26 protein-coding genes are annotated in these 22,348 nt (G+C 61.9%); 10 read left to right on the top strand and 16 right to left on the bottom strand.

The genetic code is table 11. The features are described 5' to 3' along the window. Positions 1-300 precede the first annotated feature (300 nt). Positions 301-573, bottom strand: a complete 273-nt coding sequence (locus tag GGQ64_RS18830; protein ID WP_183806834.1) for a hypothetical protein — start codon at positions 571-573, stop codon at positions 301-303. Continuing rightward, a complete protein-coding gene (locus GGQ64_RS18825) occupies positions 566-994 on the bottom strand; it encodes a Zn-ribbon domain-containing OB-fold protein (RefSeq protein WP_183806833.1) in 429 nt (142 codons plus the stop codon). Before GGQ64_RS18825 ends, GGQ64_RS18830 begins: the two co-directional genes overlap by 8 nt. Before the next feature lie 323 nt (positions 995-1,317). Here GGQ64_RS18825 and GGQ64_RS18820 point away from each other — a divergent pair, with 323 nt between their 5' ends. The 4 genes from GGQ64_RS18820 (at position 1,318) to GGQ64_RS18805 (ending at position 3,519) form a co-directional block, all read left to right on the top strand. After that, positions 1,318-1,575, top strand: coding sequence for a type II toxin-antitoxin system VapB family antitoxin (locus GGQ64_RS18820; protein ID WP_183806832.1), 258 nt, complete (start codon positions 1,318-1,320; stop codon positions 1,573-1,575). Next, positions 1,572-1,976 carry a type II toxin-antitoxin system VapC family toxin gene (locus GGQ64_RS18815; RefSeq protein ID WP_183806831.1) on the top strand — a complete coding sequence of 135 codons (405 nt, stop codon included), beginning with the start codon at positions 1,572-1,574 and terminating at the stop codon, positions 1,974-1,976. Before GGQ64_RS18820 ends, GGQ64_RS18815 begins: the two co-directional genes overlap by 4 nt. A 42-nt stretch (positions 1,977-2,018) precedes the next feature. Next, positions 2,019-2,258: a DUF7673 family protein gene (locus GGQ64_RS18810; protein WP_425488523.1), complete on the top strand. Its 240-nt coding sequence runs from the start codon at positions 2,019-2,021 to the stop codon at positions 2,256-2,258. A gap of 85 nt (positions 2,259-2,343) precedes the next feature. After that, positions 2,344-3,519, top strand: coding sequence for a site-specific integrase (locus GGQ64_RS18805; RefSeq protein WP_183806829.1), 1,176 nt, complete (start codon positions 2,344-2,346; stop codon positions 3,517-3,519). A 365-nt stretch (positions 3,520-3,884) separates the two neighbouring features. Here the strand turns inward: GGQ64_RS18805 and GGQ64_RS18800 are convergent, their stop codons facing one another. The 4 genes from GGQ64_RS18800 to gdhA all read right to left on the bottom strand — a co-directional run bounded on the left by GGQ64_RS18800 (position 3,885) and on the right by gdhA (position 7,539). Beyond that, positions 3,885-4,409 carry a transcription elongation factor GreAB gene (locus GGQ64_RS18800; RefSeq protein ID WP_183806828.1) on the bottom strand — a complete coding sequence of 175 codons (525 nt, stop codon included), beginning with the start codon at positions 4,407-4,409 and terminating at the stop codon, positions 3,885-3,887. Between the two features lie 423 nt (positions 4,410-4,832). Beyond that, entirely contained in the window at positions 4,833-5,297 is a 465-nt protein-coding gene (locus GGQ64_RS18795; RefSeq protein WP_183806827.1) for a GreA/GreB family elongation factor, read from the bottom strand. Positions 5,298-5,456: 159 nt separating this feature from the next. After that, a complete protein-coding gene (locus GGQ64_RS18790) occupies positions 5,457-5,906 on the bottom strand; it encodes a GreA/GreB family elongation factor (protein WP_246422757.1) in 450 nt (149 codons plus the stop codon). 286 nt (positions 5,907-6,192) lie between these two features. After that, positions 6,193-7,539 carry an NADP-specific glutamate dehydrogenase gene (gene gdhA / locus GGQ64_RS18785; RefSeq protein ID WP_183806826.1) on the bottom strand — a complete coding sequence of 449 codons (1,347 nt, stop codon included), beginning with the start codon at positions 7,537-7,539 and terminating at the stop codon, positions 6,193-6,195. A 378-nt stretch (positions 7,540-7,917) separates the two neighbouring features. Here gdhA and rnk point away from each other — a divergent pair, with 378 nt between their 5' ends. After that, positions 7,918-8,337, top strand: coding sequence for a nucleoside diphosphate kinase regulator (rnk, locus tag GGQ64_RS18780; RefSeq protein WP_183806825.1), 420 nt, complete (start codon positions 7,918-7,920; stop codon positions 8,335-8,337). A 269-nt stretch (positions 8,338-8,606) separates the two neighbouring features. Here the strand turns inward: rnk and GGQ64_RS18775 are convergent, their stop codons facing one another. From GGQ64_RS18775 to GGQ64_RS18755, 5 genes are read right to left on the bottom strand one after another with little or no spacing between them, the layout of a single operon-like run. Beyond that, positions 8,607-9,428 carry a sulfite exporter TauE/SafE family protein gene (locus tag GGQ64_RS18775; protein ID WP_183806824.1) on the bottom strand — a complete coding sequence of 274 codons (822 nt, stop codon included), beginning with the start codon at positions 9,426-9,428 and terminating at the stop codon, positions 8,607-8,609. Between the two features lie 30 nt (positions 9,429-9,458). Next, a complete protein-coding gene (locus GGQ64_RS18770; RefSeq protein WP_183806823.1) occupies positions 9,459-10,181 on the bottom strand; it encodes a GntR family transcriptional regulator in 723 nt (240 codons plus the stop codon). Positions 10,182-10,229: 48 nt separating this feature from the next. Next, positions 10,230-11,129 carry an ABC transporter permease gene (locus tag GGQ64_RS18765; protein ID WP_183806822.1) on the bottom strand — a complete coding sequence of 300 codons (900 nt, stop codon included), beginning with the start codon at positions 11,127-11,129 and terminating at the stop codon, positions 10,230-10,232. Continuing rightward, positions 11,126-11,926 (bottom strand): ABC transporter ATP-binding protein, encoded by an 801-nt coding sequence (locus GGQ64_RS18760; protein WP_343059516.1) that lies wholly within the window; start codon positions 11,924-11,926, stop codon positions 11,126-11,128. The genes GGQ64_RS18765 and GGQ64_RS18760 overlap by 4 nt, the downstream gene beginning before the upstream one ends. Before the next feature lie 22 nt (positions 11,927-11,948). Continuing rightward, a complete protein-coding gene (locus GGQ64_RS18755) occupies positions 11,949-12,956 on the bottom strand; it encodes an ABC transporter substrate-binding protein (protein ID WP_183806820.1) in 1,008 nt (335 codons plus the stop codon). A gap of 271 nt (positions 12,957-13,227) precedes the next feature. On the opposite strand from GGQ64_RS18755, the gene GGQ64_RS18750 reads away from it, so the two are divergent. The 4 genes from GGQ64_RS18750 to GGQ64_RS27860 all read left to right on the top strand — a co-directional run bounded on the left by GGQ64_RS18750 (position 13,228) and on the right by GGQ64_RS27860 (position 17,726). Then, the gene (locus tag GGQ64_RS18750; protein ID WP_183806819.1) at positions 13,228-13,914 is read left to right on the top strand and encodes a fumarylacetoacetate hydrolase family protein; all 687 of its coding nucleotides are present in this window, start codon (positions 13,228-13,230) and stop codon (positions 13,912-13,914) included. A 4-nt stretch (positions 13,915-13,918) separates the two neighbouring features. Further along, positions 13,919-14,575, top strand: coding sequence for a 4-carboxy-4-hydroxy-2-oxoadipate aldolase/oxaloacetate decarboxylase (locus GGQ64_RS18745; RefSeq protein ID WP_183806818.1), 657 nt, complete (start codon positions 13,919-13,921; stop codon positions 14,573-14,575). A gap of 470 nt (positions 14,576-15,045) precedes the next feature. Continuing rightward, positions 15,046-16,266, top strand: a complete 1,221-nt coding sequence (gene uxuA, locus GGQ64_RS18740) for a mannonate dehydratase (protein ID WP_183806817.1) — start codon at positions 15,046-15,048, stop codon at positions 16,264-16,266. 83 nt (positions 16,267-16,349) lie between these two features. After that, positions 16,350-17,726 carry a mannitol dehydrogenase family protein gene (locus GGQ64_RS27860; RefSeq protein WP_343059515.1) on the top strand — a complete coding sequence of 459 codons (1,377 nt, stop codon included), beginning with the start codon at positions 16,350-16,352 and terminating at the stop codon, positions 17,724-17,726. Between the two features lie 34 nt (positions 17,727-17,760). On the opposite strand, the gene GGQ64_RS18730 is transcribed toward GGQ64_RS27860, so the two are convergent. The 5 genes from GGQ64_RS18730 to GGQ64_RS18710 are packed head-to-tail and all read right to left on the bottom strand — an operon-like array spanning position 17,761 to position 21,459. After that, positions 17,761-18,468 carry a GntR family transcriptional regulator gene (locus tag GGQ64_RS18730; RefSeq protein ID WP_183806815.1) on the bottom strand — a complete coding sequence of 236 codons (708 nt, stop codon included), beginning with the start codon at positions 18,466-18,468 and terminating at the stop codon, positions 17,761-17,763. After that, positions 18,465-19,247 (bottom strand): amino acid ABC transporter ATP-binding protein, encoded by a 783-nt coding sequence (locus tag GGQ64_RS18725; protein ID WP_183806814.1) that lies wholly within the window; start codon positions 19,245-19,247, stop codon positions 18,465-18,467. Before GGQ64_RS18725 ends, GGQ64_RS18730 begins: the two co-directional genes overlap by 4 nt. Beyond that, a complete protein-coding gene (locus GGQ64_RS18720; protein WP_183806813.1) occupies positions 19,244-19,903 on the bottom strand; it encodes an amino acid ABC transporter permease in 660 nt (219 codons plus the stop codon). Before GGQ64_RS18720 ends, GGQ64_RS18725 begins: the two co-directional genes overlap by 4 nt. Next, positions 19,900-20,565, bottom strand: coding sequence for an amino acid ABC transporter permease (locus GGQ64_RS18715; RefSeq protein WP_183806812.1), 666 nt, complete (start codon positions 20,563-20,565; stop codon positions 19,900-19,902). Before GGQ64_RS18715 ends, GGQ64_RS18720 begins: the two co-directional genes overlap by 4 nt. Before the next feature lie 57 nt (positions 20,566-20,622). Beyond that, complete coding sequence (locus tag GGQ64_RS18710; RefSeq protein ID WP_183806811.1) at positions 20,623-21,459, bottom strand: substrate-binding periplasmic protein; 837 nt, start codon at positions 21,457-21,459, stop codon at positions 20,623-20,625. Between the two features lie 303 nt (positions 21,460-21,762). On the opposite strand from GGQ64_RS18710, the gene GGQ64_RS18705 reads away from it, so the two are divergent. Next, complete coding sequence (locus tag GGQ64_RS18705) at positions 21,763-22,068, top strand: hypothetical protein (RefSeq protein WP_183806810.1); 306 nt, start codon at positions 21,763-21,765, stop codon at positions 22,066-22,068. Positions 22,069-22,348: the final 280 nt, after the last annotated feature.

Genomic DNA, 22,348 nt, shown 5'->3' with positions numbered 1-22,348 from the left:
GGGTCTGTCGTTCTGGCACTATCTGGGTGACCGGCTGGGGATTGGCAGTCCGGAGGTCATACCCCCGCTGGCCACCCTGATCGTGGCACGAGCCTGAGAACTTTCCTCCTTCGCGGACCTGGCAACGTCAACCTGCTTATGACGAGATCAACGAGCTTCTGCTGTACCGGTCGTGCTGCAAAGTCTCCCCTCCCCTGTCGTGCATGACAACGACAGATCGCGCCAAAGAGAGCGCTGCGATACACGTCACATCTGGCAGCATTGCCTCCTGCGTCGGCACTGCCACCGAATCTGCCCCACTTACAGATATTGTGCGTTCACGCTCGGCTCGGAACGAGTGGCGTTCCCAGGAAAGACGGTCACCGTCTTCAGCCCGATGTGGCCGCCTTGCCTCCAGGCCGGCATCAAGAGCAGATTGCCATTCGGCTCGCCCGGAACCGTGATGTCGTAGTGCGGTCTTGGCGGGCTCTCGGCACCCTTCAGGAATGCGACCTTCAGGGCATCGACAAGCGGCCGCCATTCCAACCGCCGGGTCACGTCCGCATCGGTGAAGTTGCGGACGGCCTCACGCATCTTTGGTCTCGGCAAGGCGGAATGTCGGAAGCGGATAGCGCCTCGCGTCCTCCGGTGGCAGCACATCGACCGCGAGACCGCTTGCGACCTTGTCGCTGTCTTCGCAAATGATGCGTCCAAGGAGCACGGCGCCTTCCACGAGCGCAATCTCCGCCAGGATGATCGGCACCTCCTCATTGAAGGCAGGATGGTTCGGGCGATGCACCAAGGCGTAGGAAACAATCCTTCCCCTCCCCGATGCCGGAACTGAAATCAGATCCGCAGAACCAGTGTAGGGGCACATCGGGCGAGGATAGAAATAGGGTCGGCCGCCCACTGCTGCCTGCTGCAGAACGATCCTTCCCTCGTTCCGCCAGGTAGCGACGAATTCTCTGTTGTCTTGGTCCTCGTGCGGAAGCGGATAGTCAAGGCCCTGGTTCATCAGATAGTCTCCAGAATGATGCTGCTTGCGGAAAGACCATGGCCGTAGCCGACCATGCCGTAGCCGGCGACCAGCCCGCGGCGGGCCCTTGGCCATCTGGCGGCCGCCGCCCTCGCCGCGCAATTGGCGCACAGCCTCCGTCCTGGCCTGTAAAGAGGCAGGTGATCGGCATATTTTGAGACCATTACTGCTTGATGCAGATCACTTGCTCCATCATTAACGATACGTATCATGTATCGATAGTTAGCCATCTTAATGAACGTCCTTGCCATCTCCAGCGAAAATCGCTATATTTCAAGCTCGATTTCGAGTGAGGAAGACCGATGTCCGAACCGCAACTCTCCGTGCGCAGCGCCAAGGCCCGTGATCTGGCGCACGCGCTTGCCAAACGCACCGGCCAGCCGATCAACAAGCTGGTTGAGCAGGCGTTGGAGCATTTTGAGCTGGAATTGCGGCAGTCGCCGTCGCGCAAGCCGGAGGATGTGCTTTGGGACCTCATGGCCGAAGGTCGCCGCGCGGTTCCTGCCGGAGCGACATCGGCGCACGACGATTTTTATGACGAGAATGGCTTGCCAGTATGATCGCGCTGGATACCTCGGTCATTCTGGCTATGTCGCTGGCAGAGCCGGAGGCTGAAACATTCAAGTCAATCGTCGCTCGAGAAACGGTCACTATCGGATGGCCGACGCTCCTCGAAGCCCGGATGGTGCTGACAGGTAGAGGATTTCCAAATGCAGCGGCTATCATTGCTCAGCTCGTCGAACTGTCCAATGTGAGCGCAGTCACCTTCGGCGAAAGGCACTATCACGCAGCCGAGCAAGCCTTTGAACGGTTCGGGAAGGGGCGCCATCCGGCGGCATTGAACATGGGCGACTGCTTGTCCTATGCGGTTGCCGCGGTCGCCAGGGCGCCCCTCCTGTTCAAGGGGCATGATTTCGGACAGACCGATGTCAAATGCCATCCCAGTTCGGCAAGCGGATGACTGCAGCATTCTTCGACACGGAACATGGTGATGGAAGACAGGGTGAGATTTGCCCTTGAGAAATTGCTGAACGTCGCCCATGAGGACACCGGCCAGGGACGGCGGGGGGCGAATTTCCTGCTCGCTTGGTGGAACGCCGAAGTGCATGGCGGTTTCGATATCACCGATCTTGCCAATGTCGATCCTCACATTGGGGCCATGGCGACCGTCTACCCCACCGACTATCGCGCGGAAATCGAGAAGATCATCGAGCGCTGGCGTCCGCAGACGGAAAAGGCGTGATGGCAAGCGCGCGTGCAGGCCAACCGTGCGCGGAAATGCCTGAACACGCGGTCTGACGCGCTAAACCACTGGGAGCGCCGCTGAGATGGCTGGATACCCCAAACCACCGAAGTCGCAGACCGACGCGGTTCTCCACCGCTCGGAACAGTTGGACACGCTCGACGCGATGCTGCCGTTCGACCGGCGTGATCAACTCGCTGTCCTCTTGACCGACGACGACGTTGCTACGCTGAAACAGCTGGCCAAGGAAGGAATGGGCGCGAACACGTTGCGCGCACTCGCCTCCGACCTCGCCTATCTCGAGGGCTGGTGTGTGTTGGCCACCGGCGCTCCCCTCCCCTGGCCCGCCCCCGAGGCGCTGCTGCTGAAATTCGTCGCCCACCATCTCTGGGATTCCGGCCGTCGCGAAGACGATCCGGCGCACGGGATGCCGACGGAAGTCGAGATGGGTTTGCGAAGCCAGGGACTGCTGCGCGTCGACGGGCCGCATGCGCCGGCAACGGTGCAGCGGCGACTGACCTCCTGGTCGATCCTGACGCGCTGGCGCGGTCTTGCCGGCGCCTTCTCCGCCCCATCGCTGAAGAGCGCACTGCGGCTGGCCGTCCGCGCCACCGGGCGGCCGCGGCAACGCAAGAGCACGAGCGCGGTCACCGCCGATGTTCTCGCCAAACTACTCTCCACCTGTGCCGGCGACCGGCTGGTCGACATCCGCGACCGCGCCATTTTTCTGACCGCCTTCGCCTCCGGCGGCCGGCGGCGCTCGGAGGTCGCCAACCTGCGCGTCGAAGATCTGATCGAGGAGGAGGCGGTCCGTACGGAGCCAGACGATCCAACTTCCCCTCCCCTGCCCTGCCTGGCGATCCGCCTCGGCCGCACCAAGACGACAGGCCCGGAGGATGACGCCCGGTCGCTGATGATCGGCCAGCCGGTCGACGTGCTGAAACGCTGGCTGCAGGAGGCACGGATCGATGGTGGCCCGGTGTTCCGGCGCATCGACCAGTGGGGCAACGTCGACCGCCGCGCGCTGACGGCGCAATCGATCAACCTGATCCTGAAATCACGCTGCGCCAAAGCGGGGCTTGATCCGCAAAAATTCTCCGCCCACGGCCTGCGCTCCGGCTACCTCACCGAAGCCGCCAATCGCGGCATACCCCGGCCGGAGGCGATGCAGCAATCGCAGCACAAGTCCCTAAGCCAGGCCGCGTCTTACTACAACAATCCCGACCGCAAGCGTGGCAGGGCGGCGCGGTTGGTTGTCTAGTTTCTGGTCTGGCCTCGACAACAGCTTGCGCCATTCCATCGCTGTCAGAAGCGAAATTGCTGCTATCAGATATCAACTGTCTAGGACGTTGAAGCCAAGACCATACCGGGAGGATCTCCGGGGACAATCTGGATACAATGACCACAGGGCAGAGACCTGCAGACGGTAGGGAAAGGGCGGTGCAAAGCTACTTCAAGGCAGGTTTTGCCGAGGCTCTGTCGTCAACGCAGTGTAGCTTGCGGCCGTTCCGCAAAGCATCTATTGGCAATTGCAATTAATGCGCAAAGGAGAAACGAGTTCAGCGGGAGGCCCGAGTTCGTTGTTTGCCGTTGACGGAGTAGTTTAATGCGGAAGAGGGGCGCCGATCATGCAGCACTTGGGCCAGGATCGTCATCGTAGGGAACTCCTGCCTGCTTTGAGCGCGGTCGAAAATTCAAGACCTGAGGAGCATGATCGACCAGCTCTGCTTGGTTGCATTGGCGTTGTTTCGACCGTGCATCCGCCTCCGGCTGAAAGATGATACTTTGGACCGATAGCGTTTCAGGTTCCGCGCCCTCAGCCAAGATCTCGATTGTTTCGCCGACGCCTAATCCAAGTAGCGCCAAGCCACGCATTGTCTGGACCGATATCGCCAAGCTCGGAAGCCCATCCGCGGGGTCGCGAAGAAGAACATGCGGTCCCGCCACGGCTCCGTTGATCGTGTAGAGCACCTGCGTGTCGAGCGTGACGACATCGCCAGGTATGTCTTCTCGGAAGAAGACGTTTGAATGGTTCAGCTTCTCTCTCAGCAGCGTCGAGAAGGCAGACGGCCTTGCGTTAACGCTTTCGAGCAAAGACATCAGCACGTTGGCGTCTCCAGCCGTTAGCTGGCAAAAGGCTTCCCTGGACATTGAGGTCTCCGATAGTTGCACATTGGACCGAGGACTAGCCCCGGATCCGATGACTGGACTGGCCGAGCAAACTCGCGACAAAAGCCAGCTCCAGATGAGGGTCGGCAGCGTTGTACAAAGCGGACGCGAGGTGCGCCCGATGTCTAACGAAACCAGATTCGAATAGATCGGCGCGGACGAACTTGTCCGCCCCGCGCCATGTTGCTCTCTATCATGGCTCGCGCGGCGTCCGCCGCTGCTTCGGGAGTGGGGTAGTGGGATGGAAGAACGCCATCGAATACAGAAGAGCAAATGTGTGCCATCTTGCTTAGGTGATCGTAGTGAAGTTGAACATCGATAGGACTGTCGGAAACGTTTCTCTCGAATGCAGCAAATGTCATAGCTCTGCCTCATCTTGGTATCTGGGATTGTATTTTCGATAGTTCATGAGATCGGAGGGTAAGCTTTGCTGATAGCCCCAGATGCCCTCGAATCCGTCGGTCCGAATATGGCCTGTATTTGACGTTGAGGCTGGTGAAGCACGCGTTTGAGCACAAGGACTGCGGGTACTTTCCGCAGATCTAGGATTGCGCAATTGCCTTCTCGCAAGCCGAGAAGAGACAAGCCTATCTCGCTCCGCAGCGGAATAATTCCCTGAAAGGCTCTCAGTGGATGGACGAGGTCCACGAGGAACGCGGATATCGGAACACCATCGCCCAGCCGAAAAGAAATCCGGCTGTTGATGGTGACGACATCGCCGGGAACCTCTGTGGTTACCGCATGAGCTTCGGTCAGCTTGCGTCGAATTGTTGACCTGATGCGGTGGGACACCAGAGGATCGTCAAGTATCGTGTGAAGGACGCTGGCGTCTTCGGCAGCGAGTATGGCGGGTGGATGGGCAGCAAGCATCGTAGGTCTCCTGTCGGATGTTCGTTTGGCAACAGGAACTCCCTGTGCCGACCACGACGGATGCGGCACAGGGCTACGGGCCTGCGGTGAGGCAACCTCCTCTAGGCTTTTGCTGTCTGCTATTGAGCGAGTGCATTGGGTCCTCGGCTATGACAGGGCTCAGAGTGCTATGCCGGCCATACGATCTTCGGCAACGCGCACTACCGCGAGATCGTTGGTTTGGCCGTTGCGAGAGAACCACTCGCTGCGATGCCCCGGGCGGAGTCCCAGGAGCGCCACTCCGACGGGCGTCAGCACCGAGATCCTTCCCGCATCTGCATCGACCTCATCCGGACAGACAAGCGTGATGGTGCGGCGGAATGCGCCTTCGACATCGAAAGTGACCTTGGATCCTATCTGGACGGTGTCCGGTGACACTTGACCATCCGCCAGGACGCATGCGTGTTCCAACTTTTCGACCAACTCAGCGGCGACGTCGAAGTCCTTCGAAATTGCAGCGCAGGCAAGCTTAATGAGCGTCGAATAATCCGTTGCCCCAATAACAGATAACGGTCGCTTCGAATGGGCAATACTGTTGGGCATCGGTCGCGATACCTCCGGTGCGAGCATGGTATTTCCATGCCTGGTCATTGTTCTGGAAGATTGTCGCACACGTCAGCCAACGTTGCAGGCTGACCGCTTTAGCCCAGGATCCGACGGGCGACAAAGGCCGGACCCGGGTCACTATCCTGCGATAGGGCAGACCCGGAAGGCACCGAACGGATGTATGTCGCGGTTCGTCAACATGACTACAAGATTGCCCGCAGGCACCAGGAAGTCAAGCCATGCGACCTGGTGCCGCAGGCGTGAGCGTACCCGCAGCACCCGTTGACGAAGGCGTCCTGACCGCTTGCAGTCAGATCACGCCGAGTGCATCCATGGCTTCGGCCACCCGCACGAAACCTGCGACATTGGCACCAAGGACGTAGTCCCCTGGCGCCCCATACTCCTCGGCTGTCTCAGCGCAACGATCGTGGATCGCTTCCATGATCGTTGCAAGACGCGCCTCGGTTTGCTCGAAAGTCCAACTGTCACGTGAGGCATTTTGTTGCATCTCCAGGGCCGAAGTCGCGACCCCTCCCGCATTGGCAGCCTTGCCCGGTGCGAAGAGGATGCCAGCGTCCTGAAAGATGCGGACTGCCTCGGGAGTGGACGGCATGTTCGCCCCCTCGCCCACAGCCACGACGCCATTCTTCACCAAGGCACGCGCGTCCTTTCCGGTGAGTTCATTCTGGGTCGCGGACGGCATCGCCACATCGCATGGAACGTCCCAGATGGTACCGCCTTCGACGTAATGGGCTTTCGCGCCCTTGAGCCTCGCGTACTCGCTGATCCGCTCCCTCCGAACTTCCTTGATCTCCTTGACCAGGTGAAGATCGATACCGTCCTCGTCGACCACGTAGCCATTCGAGTCAGAGCAAGCGATGATCCGGCCTCCGAATTCGGATACTTTTTCCATGGTGTAGATCGCAACGTTGCCAGAACCGGAGACGGTTACGCGTTTTCCCTCGAAGTCCAGGCCCTTGGTTCCGAGCATACGCTGAACAAAATAGGTCGCCCCAAAGCCCGTTGCCTCTTTCCGTGCACGCGACCCACCATAGAAAAGGGCCTTCCCCGTGAGGACGCCAGCTTCATAACGATTGGTAAGGCGCTTGTACTGGCCGAACATGTAGCCGATCTCCCGGCCTCCGACCCCGATGTCTCCGGCAGGAACGTCCGTATACTCACCCAGATGCCGATGAAGTTCGGTCATGAAGGACTGGCAGAACCGCATGATCTCGCCGTCCGAGCGCCCCCGCGGATTGAAGTCTGAACCGCCCTTCCCGCCACCGATCGGCATGCCTGTCAACGCGTTCTTGAAGGTCTGCTCGAAACCGAGGAACTTGATGATGCCGACGTTCACCGACGGATGGAACCGGATGCCCCCCTTGTAGGGGCCGAGAGCCGAGTTGAACTGAACCCGGAAACCACGATTGATCTGGACTTGTCCGGCATCGTCAACCCATGGCACTCGAAAGATAATCTGGCGTTCCGGCTCGCAGATCCTCTCTATGAGGGCGTTTTCGGCGTAACGGGGATGCTTGGCTATGACGCGCCCGAGACTTTCAAGCACCTCGCGCACCGCCTGGTGGAACTCGAGTTCACCGCCGTTACGCCTCAAGACTTCCGTTAGGATTGGTTCCAGCTTCTCATCGACATTCACAATGTTTCTCCTACCACCGGGTCGCCTCAACGCGACCGGCGCGGGGGCGCAATAGCCGATGGGATTGAATAAGTGAACAGGGTTTTCCAGCACCGTGACGAAGGATCGCACATCGTTACTTCATGATGCCCCGCTCGAACCTTGACTTCTTTCTTTTGCATGGCATCATCTCCTGCCATGTTGAAGCTCTTGGATTTCCATAGCTGTTTTTTCTGCCGAGAGTGTTCCATCGAAGGACACTAGCCCGGGTCCTTGACTGCTGTCGCGCACCTGAACCCGGGGACTGAACCTTCTTCTCCCGTTCCGCGCGACTACTGCCGACATTTGATCCATCTACTGGTGCGTGGTCCTGAAGGGCTGTGCAGAAGGGCTTGAACTATGGAAACGAGACTCACCAATCAGGATAAACCGCATATCGTGCTTCGCGCGACCGAACATTCGCGCTTGACGTCGCTCGCTCTGGCGGCACCAGGCCGGGACCTTGACGTCGCGGACGACTTGCTGGCCGAGTTGGAGCGGGCTTCGGTCGTGTCGGACGACCAGTTCCCGACCACCGCGGTCGGGATGGGCTCAACGGTCACATACGAGACGGAAAGCGGTCATTGCCGGACTGTCACCCTGTGCTATCCCGGCAAGGCCGACATAGAGCGCTCCATGGTCAGCGTACTAACGCCCATCGGGGTCGCGCTCCTCGGAATGGCGCCGGGCCAAGCTATCAACTGGAATGGACGGGACGGTCAGATGCATCGGCTGACGATCAAGTCGGTAGAAGTCACCGCGACTTCACGCGCAGTCTGAACCGCGTCCGCGTCATGTAATCTCTCTGGTGCAGGAACGTTGGTAGTACTGTTAGCGCGCCGGAAGCGCGGCGGCGCGCTTTGGCCATGCGCCATGCATGGCTAAAGCGTCATCTCTTCGGCACGATCCGGCAACCGCGCGCCTGCGACGTCAGCATGTGCGGCCGCACCGGTGTTTTCGCCAGGGTATCGCGCCACCCGGATACAGACTTGGGACGAATTTGGGGCGCCCGCCGTCTTCATAATCTTGGATGGCGGTCACGGTATTCCTCAAGCCACCATGTCGTAGAGGAAGCGCAGGCAGACGGTCATCAGGAAGAGGCCGAAGAGCAACTCGAGTTGGCGCTTCCCCAGCCCATGTGCCGCCCGAACGCCGAAACGGGTGGTGAGGAATGAAGTCGGCAGCATGAGCAGAAAGCCGAGAAGCGATACATAGCCGAGTGCATCCGGCGGCAACCCCGTCTTGCCCCAGCCGGCGATGACATATCCAATGGCCCCGGGTATCGAAATCAGCACGCCCACACCCGCCGACGTGGCGACCGCGCGATGGATCGGCGTGCCGAAGAGCGACAGGATCAGGTTCGAGATCGCCCCGCCGCCGATACCCATCAGGGAGGAGAGGAAGCCGATCATCACGCCGAAAAGGCGCATCAGGCCTGCTCCCGGCAAGGTGCTTGCAACGTTCCAGCCGGAACCGCGCAACATCCGCACCGAAACCACGCCGGCGACACCGATGAAAACGAGCTTGAACACCCAGGGATCGGAATAGCGCGCGACCACCGAGCCGATGCTCACCCCGAGCAGAATCGGCAGCGCCCATTGCCGGAGCGTCTTCATGTCGATCGCACCGCGCAGGTAATGGCCGCGTGCCGATTGCAGGGACGTCGGCACGATCAGCGCGAGCGAGGTGCCGACCGCAAGCGGTATTCGCACCGCATCATCGACGCCAAGAAGGCCGAAAGCCTCGTAAAGCACCGGAACAGAGACAGCGCCCCCGCCCACCCCGAAAAGGCCGGCCAGGAAGCCGACAGCGGCCCCCGCAACGAGAAGCAGGCCGCCAAGGGCCAGAAGTGTCTCCAGATCGAAAGGCATGGTGATTGGTTCCGGCTTGAAATGGGAGGGTCAGACGCCTGACATCGTCTCTTCGTAAATCTTCAATGTGAGCAGGTACTGCCCTTGAAGGGCGTCTACGGCCCGCGCAATGTCGCCTGCCAGCGCGGCGTCGACGATTTCCTGGTGCTCATTGACGCTGCGTCGACGCGGAAAGCTGTTCGCCATGGAGATGAAGCGGTACCGCTCGCCGAGCAGCATGAGTTCCCCGGCAAAACGCAGGAGATGCTGCGAACCGCAGTTGGCGATCAGCGCTCGATGAAAGATGCGGTGGCGCTCTTCCCACAGGCTGTTGTCCGGCGCAGACATCCCCGGTTCCGTGTGCTCGAAGTAATGGATAGGCGTATTCCGGAGGCGGTGGTTGGCGAGGATCACCCCGTCCTCCCAGGCCTCCGTCCGGTTGCGGATCGATTCCGCCAGGGCCTTGCCCTCGACCCAGCAGCGGGTGTGGACGATATCGCGGAAATCCTCCAGCGAAATCGGCGGCACGAAGAAGCCGCGCAGATCTTCACGATCCACCAGCCGCTCGGAAGAAAGGCGATTGAGCGCTTCACGCACCGGATTGGTGCCCGCCGAATAGCGTTCGGCAATCTGGTCGATCAGGAGCTTGTGGCCAGGTTCGAGCACGCCCCGGACGATGTCTCGCTTCAGGGCGTGATAGACCGTCGTGGCCGCTGTCTCCTTCTCGACCCGCCGCGGCACAACGCGGCGGGGGGCACTCGTGCGGGTCGTCATCGGCTTTGACTTCCTATCCTGTATGCTGCGAAACTTGGCGCCTACGTATCAGCGCCGGTCGTCAATACCCGTGACCGAAGCGCGATGCCAGAAGACAAGCTTGCGCTCGAGGACAACCACTGTCCAGAACACCAGAAAGCCGAGGACGCTGAGATACAGGATCAGTGAGAACACGCGCGGTGTCTGGAGCTGGCTTGCCGCCACGCGGATCAACTCACCAAAGCCCTTGCCGCCGCCGAGGAATTCGGCCGTGATGGCACCTGCCATCACGCCGACCGCACCGATCTTGAGACCGGTGAAAATCTGCGGCAGGCCGGTCGGGATCTTCATGCGAAACAGGGTCTGCCAGCGGCTTGCGCCGAGCGTCCGGAAAAGCATGCGTGCATTCTCGTCGGCGGCGTGCAACCCCGCCGCCGTCCCCACCACGATCGGAAAGGTGGCGATGAAGGCAGCCAGCGCAACCTTCGACGCTATGCCGAACCCGAGCCAGGCCAGAAAGAGCGGCGCGAAAGCGACCTTCGGCATGGTGTCGATGGCGACGAGATAGGGCAGAACGGCACGCTCGCCGAAGGAGGTCTCTCCCACCAGCACACCCAGCGAAAAACCGATGGCGACAGCGAAGAAGAAGCCCCAGAGCACTTCCTTGGTGGTCGTCCACAGTGCCGAGAGCATGTAGCCGCCCGTCAGGATATTCTTGCCGACGAAAACGATGTCACGCCCCACTTCTGCGGGAGACGGCAGGATGATGCGCGAGGCCACCTCGAAATGATGGACCGCCCACCAAACGACAAGGACGGCGAACAGCAGCCCCGCCATGGCGACGACGCGCGGAATTCGATCGATCCAGGCGACCTGCTCGCTCCAGACTGTTTCCGGAAAGGTGCCCGCTTCGACGGTGACGGGGCGGCCGAGGACGCGGGGCGCGGTTTCTGCATCGAAAGATCTCATGCCGTCACGGCCCCTTCATCCAGTCGGCTGCGGATATAGCGCACATATTCGCCGAATTCCGGCGCGGTCATCATTTCAAGCGTCCGCGGCCGCGGTAGGTCGATATGGACCGCTTCGAGGAATTTCCCCGGGCGCGGCGACATGATGTAGACCACGTCGGAAAGCAGCACGGCCTCCGGGATCGAATGGGTGATCAGGAAGGCGGTGGCGTTGCGCGAGAGGCAGATGCGCTGCAGTTCGATGTTCATGAAATCGCGCGCCAGCTCGTCGAGTGCCGAAAAGGGTTCGTCGAGCAACAGGACCTGTGGCTCGGTAATCAGCATCCGGCAGATCGAGGTGCGCTGTGCCATGCCCCCCGAGAGCTGGCGCGGATAGACCTTGTCGAAGCCCTTCAGTCCGACCAGTTCGAGCAGGTCCTGCGCTTCCTTGCGGCGCGCCTCGGCGGCGGCCCTGCCGTCACGGATGCGGATCGGCAGCAGCACGTTGTCCAGGGCAGTCAACCATGGAAACAGCGTTGCCTGCTGGTACATCATCCCGATTTCGCGCCGCGCGCCGAGAACGGGCTTTCCATCGAGGATGACGCTTCCCGTGGAAGGCGGGGTCACTCCGGCCATGATCTTCAGCAACGTGGACTTGCCGCACCCCGACGGTCCGATCACGGACGAAAAAGAACCTTCGCGCAGATCGAGGTCGACGGGGTCGAGAGCGCGGATACGGCCGAATCCGAAGGATTTCGAGACATTGCGGAGCTGATAGACCGGCCGGGCAAGGGATCGCCCGACCGTTTGCTCCGCCACGGGAGTGGCGCTTTGCATCATCTTACTTGGCCGCGTTCCAGGCTTCGACGAACTGGTTGGTATAGGCGGCTTCTAGATTGTCCAGCGGCTTCTCGAGACCGCCACTCGCGACAAGGCTCTCCTGCCACTTCACCCAGGCCCCCGGCGGCATGTAGCCGAACGGATCCTTGGAATCGACCGGCAGGGTTCTGCCCTGGATGGCAGTGAGCAGCGCACCCGCAAAGTCAGGGTCCTCGCTTTCCTGCGGGTTGCCGACGGCAACGTGCTTCAGCGTCGCTTCGCGGTTGGCCGGGTCGAGGCCGAATTTCGTGCCCCTGACCAGGGCGCGGCCGAATCCCTCCACAGTCCCGGGATTGGCGTCGAGAAACGCCCTGGTCACCGCCCAGCCGTTGCCGAAGTAGTCGAGATAGGGTTCGGGCGTGATTTCGCGCAGCGGAATGCCGCGCGACGAGATGATGGCCGCATCCGCCACGGCCGCCGCATAGGCGCCGACTTCCTTGTTGAGGAAGGCCGCGACCGCCGTACCGCCGTCGCCGATAGCAAGAAACTGATAGTCGGCACCGTCCTTCAAGCCCAGATCGTTCATGATGCCGCGGGTAAAGCCCACTTCGGCGCCATCGGCCGTGCCGATGCCGATCGTCGCGCCCTTGAGATCCGCAGGGACCTTGGCGGGCGATTCTTCCGGCACGACGAGGCCGAAGACGGAGCGGCTGAAATGGTTGTAGATGAAGACGACGTCTTCGCCGCGGGCGCGTGCGGCCAGAAGCGGCGCCGGGCCTGGCTGGCCGATATGTCCCTGGCCGGAAGCAAGCAGCTGCAGCACGGACGCGGAGCCGTTCACGGCTTCGACCTTCACGCTCAGGCCTTCCTCCGCAAAATACCCCTCTCCCACGGCGACATGCAGCGGATAGACGTTGATGGCAGAAGGGTTGGGCACCACGATGGTCAATTCCATGACCTCCGCCGATGCGGGCGCCAATGCGCTCATCGCAAGCAGAAGTGCCGCGCCCATGCGCTTTATTCCAATCATATCTTCCTCCCTGAAGGGCTTCACGCCCGTAGCGACCCCCGGACCGATACGGTGATTTGGCCGTCCTGCCCGGCATCAGACCGGCTCCTCTTCCGGCTGATGAGGGAAACTTGAAGCATACCTTATTCGCTGTCAATCATGAAATAATGTATGATTGCTGTTGATTATGAAATCATACATGCTAGCCTCCAATGGCGGCCAAGCCGGCTTCCTGCGTGAGGAGCGCGGTCGGGACCGGTCGCAATATTCACCGAGGAGGAGACCAGACCGCATGAGCAGCCACGTCATCGACGCACCGAAAGCAGCCACGATTCCGGTCGTCGGCAGCGACAAGACATTCCCGGTTCGCCGCATCTACTGCATCGGCCGCAACTATGCCGCCCATGTCGAGGAGATGGGGGGAGACGCCGATCGCGATCCGCCTCTGTTCTTCCAGAAACCGACGGATGCCGTCGTCAATAGCGGTGCGACGATCCCCTACCCCACGAAGACCTCGAACTACCACCACGAGGTTGAACTCGTCCTGGCGATCGGCAAGGGCGGTCGCAGCATTCCCGAAGCCGAAGCTCAATCGCATATATGGGGCTATGCCGTCGGCCTCGACATGACGCGTCGCGACATCCAGGGCGGTGGCCTGCCGTGGGAAATCGCCAAATCTTTCGACCATTCCTTCCCGGTGGGGGCGATTACGCCCGTTTCCGAAACCGGCAGGATCGACAAGGGGCGGATCGAACTCACGGTAAACGGGAAGGTGACGCAGGAGTCCGACATATCGCTGCTCATCTGGCGTATCCCGGAAATCATCTCCCGTCTCTCGGAATTCTTCGAACTCCAGCCGGGCGACATCATCCTGACCGGCACGCCGCACGGTGTGGGACCTGTGGTACAGGGCGACAGGCTGGTCGCGACGTTCGCCGGGCTCGCGCCACTCGAGATCACCATCGGCGCCGCGGCCTGAACCGATGGGCGAGACTACCGATCTCGCCCAGATCCCGCCGGGCCTCCTGGATGAAGTGGCCAGCTTTGGCACTGCCACGCTCCATGAGGCCGCAGGCCGGATCGGCGCCTTGCCGGGCGCCATCGCACCCCTGGATCGTGGAATGAGGCTGCGGGGACGGGCTTTGCCGGTCTTTTCACCGGCCGGCGACAATCTCGCCCTGCATCACGCCATCGCCCTGGCGCAACCAGGCGACATTCTGGTGGTCAGCCACGGGGGCACGCTTTCGCACGGCCCCTTCGGCGACATTCTCGCCCTGGCGGCACAGGCGCGCGGCATTGCGGGCCTCGTCATCGATGGCGCCGTTCGCGACAGCGACAGTCTTATTGCGATGAATTTCCCGGTTTTTGCGCGCGGTTGCTCGATCCAGGGCACGATCAAGCGCGATCCGGGCACGGTCGGCGTGCCCGTGCTGATCGGAACGGTCACCGTTTACCCCGGCGACGTGGTGATCGGCGACGCCGACGGCGTCGTCGTCCTTCCGCCCACGCAACTGGCGGCCATCCACGCCACCGCCCTCGACCGTCTGGCCGCTGAGGCCGACATGCGCGAGCGGATTGTAAAAGGACACCTGACCCTCGACTTGCTGGGATTGCGCGGCCTATTGCCGAAAGACGGTTAGCCAGCGCTTCACAATCGCACTCGCTGGTGCAAAGTGTTGATTTCCGCTAGGAACTGGCCCCAGCGTTTCCACTGAGAATTCTCAATAGAAACATCTGGCTGCGCTGGTCAGTTCCTGGCGGAAATCAACACACTCTGCCTTCGCCGTCCATTTGCATCGCCTTCGGGCGATCGCACGTTGGAAGGCCGTAACCGGAACGACAGCATGATCCGGGCATCCGACCGAAAGTCCCCTTTGCAGACATAACCTTACATCACCGGTGTTGGATCACGCATGTTGCGCCGAACACGGCTGGGTGCTTCCGGCTGCTTTATCGCGCTGGAGGCGGGCGCGTAGTAGGCAATGGCGCGGTTTTCCCCGCGCACGACAAATGTGCGCGATGGGTCGCCTGTCAAAGTGCCGATACTTGCATACTAGTCGACTACATGTTAGCTCTGGCGACACTTCAAACGATACAAAAGGGGGTTGATATGCGTCAGACGTGGCGGTGGTTTGGTCCGAAGGACCTCGTCTCGATCGACGATATGAGGCAGGCGGGCGTCGAGGGCGTCGTCTCCGCGCTCCATCATGTGCCCACCGGTTCCGTCTGGACGCCTGAGGAGATCGCCGAACGCCAGCGCGTCGTCGGATCGATGACGGACGGTGCGCCTTCCGGCCTTGCGTGGGAAGTCGTGGAAAGCCTTCCCGTGTCGGAAGATATCAAAAAGCAGAAGGGGGACTGGAGGGCGCATATCGCCGCCTGGAAGGAAAGCCTGACGAACCTCTCCCGCGCCGGGATCGAGGTTATCTGCTATAATTTCATGCCGGTCCTCGACTGGACGCGGACAGATCTCGCCTATCGCCTGCCTTCGGGCGCCACCTGCATGCGCTTCGACGTAGTCGATTTCGCCGCCTTCGACATCCACATACTGGATCGGCCCGGCGCTGCGGAGAGTTTCCCCGATTTCGTCGTGGAAGAGGCTGCGCGGCGTTTCGCCGAAATGGACGACGACCGTCGTCGCCAGCTTGCCGGCAATATCGTTTTCGGTCTGCCGGGGGCCGCGGAATCCTTCACGCTGGATGACGTGCGGGCTCATCTTGCGGAATTCGACGCCATCAGCGGGGAGAGCCTTCGCACGCATCTGGTCGATTTCCTTTCCGAAGTCGCGCCGCTGGCGCAGGAACTCGGCGTGCGGATCTGCTGCCATCCGGACGATCCGCCGTTCCCCCTCCTGGGCCTGCCCCGCATCATGTCGACTGAGGCGGATTATCGCCGCGTCATGGAGGCGGTCGACCTGCCGGCAAGTGGAATCACGCTTTGCACCGGTTCGCTCGGCGCGCGCCATGACAACGACCTGCCCGGCATGATGAAGCGGCTGGGAAGCCGCGTGCACTTCCTGCACCTTCGCAATGTCCACCTCGAAACCCCGCATTTCGGCGGTTCCTTCTATGAGGCGGGGCATCTGGAAGGCGGTACGGATATGGTGGCGATGATAGACGCGATCCTCGCCGAGGAGCGCGCCCGCAAGGCCGCGGGCCGGGTGGACTGGCAGATCCCGATGCGCCCCGACCACGGACAGGACATCCTGGACGACCTGAAGCGGAAGGCGCAGCCCGGCTACCCGGCCATCGGGCGCCTGAAGGGGTTGGCCGAACTTCGCGGAATCATGACCGCCCTGGACCATCCGGTCGTGCACGGTGCGGGCAAGTGAGGCTCTCGGCGGCGGCGAAGCCCATACCGGAATATCCGGCGCACTGGCCCGGCTATCGGCCCGAAGACGCGGGAACTGGAATCGTGCATCTCGGGTTTGGTGCCTTCGCGCGCGCCCACATCGCCGCCTATACCGACGGTGCGATCGCGGCCGCCGGCGGCGACTGGCGGATCATGGGGGTATCGCTCCGCGGCGAGGACGTGGCGAACGTTCTGAACCCGCAGGACGGCCGCTACACGTTGATCGAACGGGGCGAGAAGCCGGAGGCGCGCGTCATCGCATCGATTGCGGACGTCATCGCCGGCAGTGGCCTGAGCGGCCGGGTGCTCGCGGCAATCTCGGCCCCCGGCTGCCGGATCGTCAGCACCACCGTGACGGAAAAGGGCTACGGCCTCCTGCGTAGCGGTGGATGCGATGTCAGCCATCCGGCCGTTGCCGCCGATTTGCTGAACCCTTCGTCCCCTCGGGGTGTGCTGGGCCTGATTGCACAGGGCCTTGCCCTGCGCTTTACGAATGGCCTTGCGCCGTTCGTCGTACTTTGTTGCGACAATCTGCCGGAGAACGGCCCGCTGCTGAGGGCGGCGGTGGTCGACTTCGTCCGCCGCACACATGGGCCCGCCCTTGCCGACCGGATCGCGGCCGAGGTCTCCTTCCCCGCTACGATGGTCGACCGCATCACCCCGGCGTCGACGGCGCGAACCCTTGCGGATGCCGCCGCGCTGGCCGGCTACGAGGACCGCGCGGCCGTCGAGACGGAACCTTTTAGCCAATGGGTGATCGAGGACAATTTCCCGTCCGGCCGCCCGTCATGGGAAAATGCCGGCGCGCTTTTCGTGCCGGATGTCGCGCCCTATGAGAAGATGAAACTGCGGATGTTGAACGGCAGCCATTCGATGCTGGCCTATGCGGGCTTCCTGAGCGGTAAGACCTATGTTTGCGACGTAATGGCGGATGCCACGCTGAACAGGCTCGTCCGCCGGCATATGACGGCCGCGAGGTCGACATTGCCGACGGTCGCCATGGATCTTGAAGCCTATGCGGCATCGCTTTGCACGCGCTTTTCCAATCCGGCCATCGCCCACGAGACACGGCAGATCGCCATGGACGGCACGCAGAAACTACCGCAGCGTATATTCGCGCCCGCCCTCGAAATGCTCGCGCGTGGCGGTGACCTCGCTCCTTTCGCCTTCGCCACGGCCGGTTGGATGCGCTACGCGCTGGGCCGGGACGACGAGGGGCGCTCCTATCCGCTGAACGATCCGCGCGAGGCAGAGATTCAGGCCGCACTGGCGGGCATCGGGACGGAAAGCCCTGCGGCGGTCTTTTCTACGCTGGCCGCGATACCCGATTTCCTGCCCCAGCCGCTTGCCAAAGGGGAATTCGCGGATGAGACGACCCGGCGGCTGGAACGGATGCTGTCGCTCGGTATGGCGAAGGCGATCGCGGCGGAAGCCGAATGACGTTCCCGCCGTATGCAGGCGGGAAAGACCAGCGTCAAATATCGTTGATGATGAGATCCGGGTAGCGGGCGGAAAGCTGTTCCGTCACCTTCAACACCTCCGAGAGATGGTCGCGGACCGCTTTCTCTGCGGCGTCCGGGTCGCGTGCGCGGACGGTTGCGATCATCTCTTCATGCTGTGCAATCAGGATCGCGACAGGCGTCACGTTCGGAAGGCTGAGGAAGCGCAGCCGGTCGAATTGTGCTTTCTCGCGTTCTAGCACGGTCCAGATATCGCCCACGGCTATTGCGTCGGCGAAGGCCCGGTGGAAGGCGTCGTCGGCATCGGTGAAGCGGATGGAATCTTCGCGGGCCTCATGCTGACGCGTGATGATGGCATCGAGTGTCGCCAGCACCTCGGCAGACAGACCGTCAATCGCGGCCTTGCGGAACACGGCGACCTCGATGGCTTCGCGTACGAAGCGTGCGCGCCGCACGGCGCGCAGTGAGATCGGGGTTATCAGAGTGCCGCGTTGTGGCCAGACCTTGACCAGTCCCTCGTCTACGAGTCGCAGGAGCGCCTCGCGAACCGGCGTGCGGCTCGTATGAAAGCGACGCGCCAGTTCATTCTCGGAAACCTTGACACCGGGCATCAGCCCCAGAGTGATGATCTCGCTACGAATGATGCCGTGAATGTCGTCGACGCTCGCCGGCATTCCGGCGACGCCCCTGCCAAGTCGGCCTTGTGTCGGCATGCCGCTCATCCGTCCCACCCGAGATGGCTGAGGAAGTCGCGGGTGCGGGTCGTCTGCGGCGCGTCGAAAATCTGCTCAGGCCGTCCCTGCTCGACGATCTGCCCGTTCGCGAAGACGACCACGTGGTCGGCGACCCGCCGGGCAAACGTCATTTCGTGCGTCACCACCACCATCGTCATGCCGTCATCCGCCAGCCGCTTCATCACGTTCAGCACCTCGCCGATCGTTTCCGGGTCGAGCGCCGATGTCGGCTCATCAAAGAGCATGACTTCAGGTTCCATGGCAAGGGCACGGGCAATAGCGACGCGCTGCTGCTGGCCGCCCGACAGGTTGGCGGGATAGTTGCTCGCCTTTTCGGAAAGGCCGACCTTGGCGAGCAGGGCTTCGGCCCGCGTCCGCGCTTTTTCTTCGCTGAGGCCGAGAACGGTCATCGGGCCCATCATGATGTTGCCCAGCGCGGTCTTGTGCGGGAACAGTTCGAAGTTCTGAAACACCATGCCCATGCGCTGGCGGATGAGCCGGTTCTTGCGCGGGTCCTTCGAGAGCGGCATGCCGTCGAAATAGACCTCGCCCGAAGACATGGTCTCAAGGCCGTTGGTGCAGCGCAGCAGCGTGGATTTTCCCGAGCCGGACGGGCCGATCAGGCAGACGACCTGCCCGCGGCGCACTTCAAGATTGACCCCGGCGAGCGCGACGAATTCGCCATATTGCTTTCGTACGTCGCGGTATTCGATCACGACGTCGGGAAGCGTGGATCCCTGCGGAAGTTTGGCAAGCGTGTCAGTCATTCGGTGACCCCGTATTTGCGGTGGATCCAATCCACGATCTTGGCCTGCGGATAACCGAGCAGCCAGTAGATGGCAGCCATCGCGGTGAGCATTTCGATGACCCGGAAGGACTGCGAGCGGATCTGCAGCGCAGTATGCGCCAGGTCGCCCACGGCAATCACGGAGACCAGCGAGGTGTCCTTGAAGAGCGTGACCCAGGTGGTCGCCAGGATCGGCAGCACCCGGCGCCAGGCCTGCGGCAGCACGATCTTGCGGAATGCCTCGCCCTCGCTCATGCCTAGCGCCAGCCCCGCTTCCGTCTGGCCCTTGCGGATCGAGCGGATGCCCGAGCGGAACGTTTCCGAATTATAGGCCGTATTGTTGAGGACAAGCGCCACCAGGCCGGTGAGGAAGGGCGAGAAGCCGACGCCGGTGAGGATGGGAAGCACGTAGAAGGCCCAGTAGACGACGAGGATGATGGGAACGTTCCGCATCAGTTCGACATAGGCCGTCGCGAGCGCGGACACCGGCTTCAGCCGGGATTCCCGCAATAGCGCGACGACGATCCCGAGGGGAACGGCGAGCACCATCGTCAGGACGGTCAGGGCGATGGTGACGAGCGCGCCTTGCCAGAGAGCCCCCATGCTTTGCCAGATGATGGACCAATCGAATGTCATGACCGCCCCAGGAAGGAAACGCGGCGATAGATCATGTCAATGCCTCGGGTGAGGGGGAAGATTACAAGGAAATAGAGAATCATCACCGTGGTGAAGACCTCGACCGGCGCATAGGTCTGGCCGGCCACCGCGTCGGCGCGGCGCATGAGTTCCGGCACGGCGATGACGGTCGCGATGGCCGTGTCCTTGACCGCGAGAGACAGCAGCGAACCGAACGCCGGCAGCATTCTGACGACCGCCTGCGGCATGACGATCTTGCGGAGGATCTGCGCGCGGGTCATGCCGAGTGCCATGCCGGCGCGCACCTGGCCGGGGCGGACCGACTGGATGCCGGCCCGCACGACCTCGGCCACATAGGCGGCAAGGTGGGCGGAAAGCGACAGAAGGGCGGACCAGAAGGGCGGAAGGTTGAGGCCCGTTGCGATCGGCAGGGCGAAATAGACCCAGACGAGCACCACGAGGACCGGGATCGCCCGCATCGAGTCGATATAGAAGACGATGATGGCGCTCAGCCAGCGCGGGCCGTAGAGCCGCCCGAGGGTAAGCAGAGTGCCGGCGAGCAGGCTGAGCACGGTCACCCCGGCGGCAAGCAGGAGAGTGACCCCGAGCCCGCTGAGAAGAAAGCGCCAACTGTCCAGTACGGCGGAAAGGTTCAGTTCCATGGTATTTCTCCAAAAGGAGCGCGGCCGGCGCGATCACCGGCCGCAGTCCGTCGTCGCTTACATGTTGGCGACTTCGGCTTCCTCTTGCGCCTGCAGTTCGGGAAGCATTTTTTCGGCGACCGCGCGCAGCCATTCCACATATTCCGGCTGGTTCTTGTCGACGGCGAGACCGATCTCGTTCACCGCCTCGGTGCTGTCCTGGCAACTGTTTTCGCGCGGCAAAGCCTCGAGGCCCTTAACCTTGCGTGCCAGCGCGACATAAGGAATGCGGTTGATCGGCGCGACGTCGGCGCGGCCGGCCATGATCTCTTCCACCGGGGCGGCCGTACCGGCGCTGGTCACGCCGCGCAGGGTAGCCTTCGGGAAGCGCTCCTTCACCCAGTTCTCCTCGCCGCCGCCCGTGAAATAGGCGATGGTGACGTCGGGATTGTCGAAGTCGTCGACCGACTTGGCGTTGGCCACCTTCGGATTGGATGCCTTACCGAAGACGCAGAGCGAGGTGCGTGAATAGGTGATGAAGTCCACGACTTCCATGCGTTTCTTCGTCATCGATAGCGGCGAGATCGTCATGTCGACCTGGTTGGCGGCCAGGACCGGCACCTTGGTTTCGTGGGAGACGGCAACGGGAACAAGCGTCACGCCCAGCTTTTCGGCATAGGCGATCGCAAGGGTCCATGCCGGGCCGCGCCAGGGCTCGCCTGCGCCGGTGGTGTCTTCCACGAGCCAAGGCGGGTTGGCCAGCACGCCTACGCGCAGTTCGCCTGCGGCCTTGATCGCATCGATACGCGCGCTGGCGCCGGCGGCGGGAACTTCCTGCGCAAAGGCAGCGGATGCCATGAGCGCCAGGCCGGCGGCGACACTGGCGACGATGCGAAGCTTGCTGAAATGAATCATATTCCTCTCCCTATAAGGCCTGTCGGGTCCTCCCCAGGCGCTTGATGTTTTCTAGTATACAAGATGGGCTGCAAAGGCAAGTCACAGCGGAAAGATTCTGGCGGTCATGGGTATCTTTGGAACCGCACCGGCCGTACCGGAGGCGGTCGTCAAGATCCAGTCTCGGTGCCTCGCCGCTCGGATTCAGCCGCCTCTCGGCAGTGAGCCAGCCGCTCGAAAGAGGATGGGTTGTGCAAAGTTTGGATTGACCATCTTTCGATGGCAAGGCAACACTTCAGTTCGCGGCGAGGCAGGAGGAACGCGATGAACGAGCCAGATCGGTGGCGCCACATGGCAACCGCGCCGAGAGACGGCAGTCGGATCCTCGTCACGGTCCGCTCGTCCGAACAGGGGCCCGCGGAAGTCGACGTCGCCTACTGGTCGAATGGCGATCGGTTCGGCGCAGAAGGCTGGCGCGCCTCTGATTCCGCCCCCGGCTGCATCGTTGAATATGCAGAACCGGAACTGAAGTGCTGGATGCCGATGCCCTCAGCCAATCTCAACCGCGCTTCCGCGCCCTCCCCTTGGGAAGGCGACGACGACCGTCAGCTTGACGGCTCGGGAATCTAATCTGACGAAGATGGTCAACTGGATCGAACATACCGGGGGAGCGTTCTAGGCGCAGCTCCCCGTTTGCATGCCACCTAAATTGGAGAATGAAGCGATTCCAGTTGGTCCGCGTTGCGTGAATAGACAAGGAATTTGAATAGACGCTGCTGCAGCCGCAAAAGGCATGGTCATTCTTTCAGGCGCGATGTTTCAACAACTCGAGTACAACCCGGAACGCAGCCGAAAGCTGTCAACGGCTTGGACATCAAGTATCTGGCAGAAGGTGGGCACCAATCGCGCA

This window comes from Mycoplana azooxidifex (genome assembly GCF_014196765.1).
In the GTDB taxonomy this organism is placed as follows: Bacteria; Pseudomonadota; Alphaproteobacteria; order Rhizobiales; family Rhizobiaceae; genus Mycoplana; species Mycoplana azooxidifex.
Note: the sequence above shows the minus strand (reverse complement) of the source record. Positions and strands in the feature narration are given on the sequence as shown.